The following is a 3,610-nucleotide window of genomic DNA, read 5'->3' as shown; positions in this document are numbered from 1 at the left end:
TTTAATTTTCAAAGACCAATGTGTCATCATTACCTGACGACTTTTTCTATTTTACTAGATTTAAACTTTTTTGTCAACACTTTTTTTAAATGTTTTTTAAGTTTATATCTACATCGCTTGGCTTTAATTACTTGTTTGCCTCAGCGACAAGATTTATTATATAACACATTGTCCAAAATTCATTTTCATAATCATGTATATAATTAACTTATTTTAAATTTACTACATATTTCATCTATTTTCTATTTATTATAAGTAATGATACACTTGGTAAAGTATATTGCTTGTTTTTATATAATTTAATTATATTAAGTATAAAAAAATTATTTTAGGTTAAATTAATTGTTGTATAAAAAATTTTTTTATGGTGGTAATTAAATGAATAAAGATTATTTCAATTTTAAGTCCTTTTTAATAAAATTTATGACTACTATAATATTGCTTTGCAACTATTATATATTTTCATCTATACTTAATCCAGTAGATTTAGATGATTATATGCAAGTATTTAATACCCGTATTGGTTCTAATATTTTATCATTTAACGATACAAAGGAATATTTATCTGTAAATGAAGATATTTTGCCTGATGGACATACATGTAAAACTGAAAACAATAATTCTAATAAATGTTCATCATCTCAAATTCAAAATGTAAATTATATAGAAAGCTCTCATTTGCATAATGATTTTGTATATAGAGAAGTAGATAAATCTTCTTTAAAAAAATTTCTTCAAACTAGAAATTCTTTATTAGAAGAAGAACCTTACTTTTCAACAATTATAAATACAGCTAAAAATTTTAACGTGAATCCATTGCTTTTGTTTGCCATCACTGGTCAGGAACAAAGTTTTGTTCCTAAAAGCAATGCAAATGCAAAGGAAATTGCAAATAATCCATTTAACGTATTTAATAGTTGGCAAAATTATAATACGGATATTAAAGATTCATCTGAAATTGCATCTCGAACAGTAGTAAATCTATCTTTGGGTAGACCTGAGAATATAGATCCATTTAAATGGCTAAATAATAAATATTCTGAGGATTCACTTTGGTTCGTAGGCGTTAAGAGCATTTATAGTTGCTTAGAAGATAATGTTCCTTATTTAGATTAATATATTAAAAAGCTGGTATATAGTTATACTTCACTATATACCAGCTTTTTTATTCTTCCTTATTTATATAGACAGTAGTTGATGGAAATGCTATTGATGTATCTTGTAATTCTATTATATCCATTATTTTAAAATTAATATTATTTTTCACTTTAAGATACTCATCCAATTTAACCTTATTTGTATAGTATGCTATACTTATATCTAAACTACTATCATTGTACTTATCAAAGTTAACTAGTATACCATCATTTAATACATCTTCACTTTCATTTAACATATTTTTTATTTCAGATATAACATTCTTCATTTTCTCTTGTTCAGTTCCATACGTTAATCCTATATTAAAAGTTACTCTTCGCATATCTCTCCTCGTAAAATTTAATATAGATGTATTAGCTAACATAGAGTTAGGTAATGTTATTAATACTTTATCAACAGTTCTCACCTTAGTACTTCTTAGTGATATATCTTCTACTTCACCTTCTATATTGTTGCATTGAATCCAATCTCCAATTGAAAATGATCTATCAAATATTATACTTATTCCTGCAACAATATTTGCAGCTGTATCTTTTGCTGCTAATGCTAATACCGCTCCACCGATCCCAGCTCCAGCTACTAAACCTTTTACTTCTATTCCCCATATCTCAGCTATTATAAGAATGCATATTATTAATATAGCAACTTTAATAAACTTCGCTATAAACGAATAAGCAATTTTATCTAATTTTACTTCATTATCATAAAATTTATTTAGCAAACTAATAGGTGTATTCACTGAATTAATAAATCCTTGTGCTATGCACATAACAAATGCAGTTTTTAATATTCTATTTAATATTTGCTTTTTTAAACCTAATATATCAAACCCAGTAAAGACTATTATATATATACCTAATATTAATAAGAAATTTTTTATAGGTTTTTCAAATGATGATATAATAGTTACTTTATCCTTAATATCTAGCTTATTTAAAATGCCATTTATTATTTTTATAATATATTTTACTAATACATTCTTTAAAAACAATATTACAATAAATAATCCAAAAGCTATAGCTAATTTAACCCATACAATAAATATTTTATCTTCTAGTGTATATGGACCAAACTTATTTAACACACTTGCTAGTATTGTCATATTGTACTGATTTAAAAATATAAACTATTTAATTGAATTAACTATAAAATAGTATTAATAAACCAGTTTTTCACCATCCCTTCAATTTGTATTATTTTTTAACTTACTATTCGATTTTAAAATACTCTTTAGTTTATGTCAAAATCATAAGTTATATTTTATAAATTACAATTCAACTAAACTAATATTTTATCCACACTTTTTTTATTTTTTTTATTATATCCACAAAATGAATACTAAATGTTAATAACATAAAACTTATTTTTAAATTTGTGGATATATTTTAAGAAATTCTAAACTTACTTTACTATATACAGTTTTAAATGAACCATTTAACTCATCTAAAAAATAAGCTTATAAAATTAGATCTTATATTTATAATAAAAAATAAAAATATTTTAAAATAACATTTTTACTTAGTAAAAATTTAAATTCGTTTCTAATTAATAAATGCTTTATTACAAAAATAAATTTGTATAAACTTAATTGTAATCTATGCCACAAATATGTTTAAATATATACTATTGTTAAATTGAGTATATAAATTTTCTTATATGCGTCTCCATAATATTTTAGGTATATCTATTACTTTTTATTATCTACATTTTCTAAATTCATTTTTTGTTTAAATTTAATAATTTATTATAATACTAATTAAGTATTAAAATTAAATTATATCTATTTAAATACTTTCAATTCACATTTTAATTTTTACATACATAGGATTAGATACTTACATTTATATATAAAAAATCATAACCACCCGTTAAACGGGTGGTTTGCTCTAGCCCTATAAGGGCATATTACTGGCAAGTGCTATTCGCACTCTGAACGGTCTGCCAACCGCATGCTTTTTCAGGCTGCACCTAAAAGGTGCTTTCTATCTGCCTTTTTTTACTTGCTCGCCCGTAAACGGGTCTATATATTCTTTTAAACTTAATTGCTCATACGCAAAATCTTCTTGTATTTGATTTCTTATATATTCTTCTATTATTTTTCTATTTCTTCCTACTGTATCAACATAATATCCCCTACACCAAAATTGTCTATTTCCATATTTATATTTCAAGTTTGCATGTCTATCAAATATCATAAGAGAACTTTTCCCTTTTAAATACCCCATAAATTGCGAAACACTTAACTTTGGTGGAATACTTACAAATATATGTATATGATCTTTACATGCATTTGCTTCTATTATTTCTACTCCCTTTTGTTCACATAATTTTCTAAGTATTACTCCTATATCTACTTTTATCTTTCCATAAATTATTTGTCTTCTATACTTTGGTGAAAAAACTATGTGATATTTGCAATTCTATTTACTATATGCTAAGCTACTATTGTCCA

General features: G+C 24.0%; 2 protein-coding genes and 1 pseudogene. 1 reads left to right on the top strand and 2 read right to left on the bottom strand.

The features are described from left to right. Window positions 1-378: 378 nt before the first annotated feature. Entirely contained in the window at window positions 379-1,116 is a 738-nt protein-coding gene (locus tag BN346_RS22335; protein ID WP_051540544.1) for a hypothetical protein, read from the top strand. A 49-nt stretch (window positions 1,117-1,165) separates the two neighbouring features. Here BN346_RS22335 and BN346_RS19560 read toward each other — a convergent pair whose 3' ends face one another. Continuing rightward, on the bottom strand, window positions 1,166-2,260 hold the full coding sequence (locus BN346_RS19560) for a mechanosensitive ion channel family protein (protein WP_051540543.1): 1,095 nt from the start codon (window positions 2,258-2,260) through the stop codon (window positions 1,166-1,168). Window positions 2,261-3,140: 880 nt separating this feature from the next. After that, window positions 3,141-3,610, bottom strand: a pseudogene (tnpA, locus tag BN346_RS19555) (IS200/IS605 family transposase); the annotation flags it as partial.

The organism is Clostridium ihumii AP5, assembly GCF_000612845.1.
In the GTDB taxonomy this organism is placed as follows: domain Bacteria; phylum Bacillota; class Clostridia; order Clostridiales; family Clostridiaceae; genus Clostridium_J; species Clostridium_J ihumii.
Note: the sequence above shows the minus strand (reverse complement) of the source record. Positions and strands in the feature narration are given on the sequence as shown.

What these genes read in the sequence shown, in the direction of transcription:
- BN346_RS22335 (WP_051540544.1), top strand. Translation starts at nt 379, where the DNA reads ATGAATAAAGATTATTTCAATTTTAAGTCCTTTTTAATAAAATTTATG.
- BN346_RS19560 (WP_051540543.1), bottom strand. Translation starts at nt 2,260, where the DNA reads ATGACAATACTAGCAAGTGTGTTAAATAAGTTTGGTCCATATACACTA.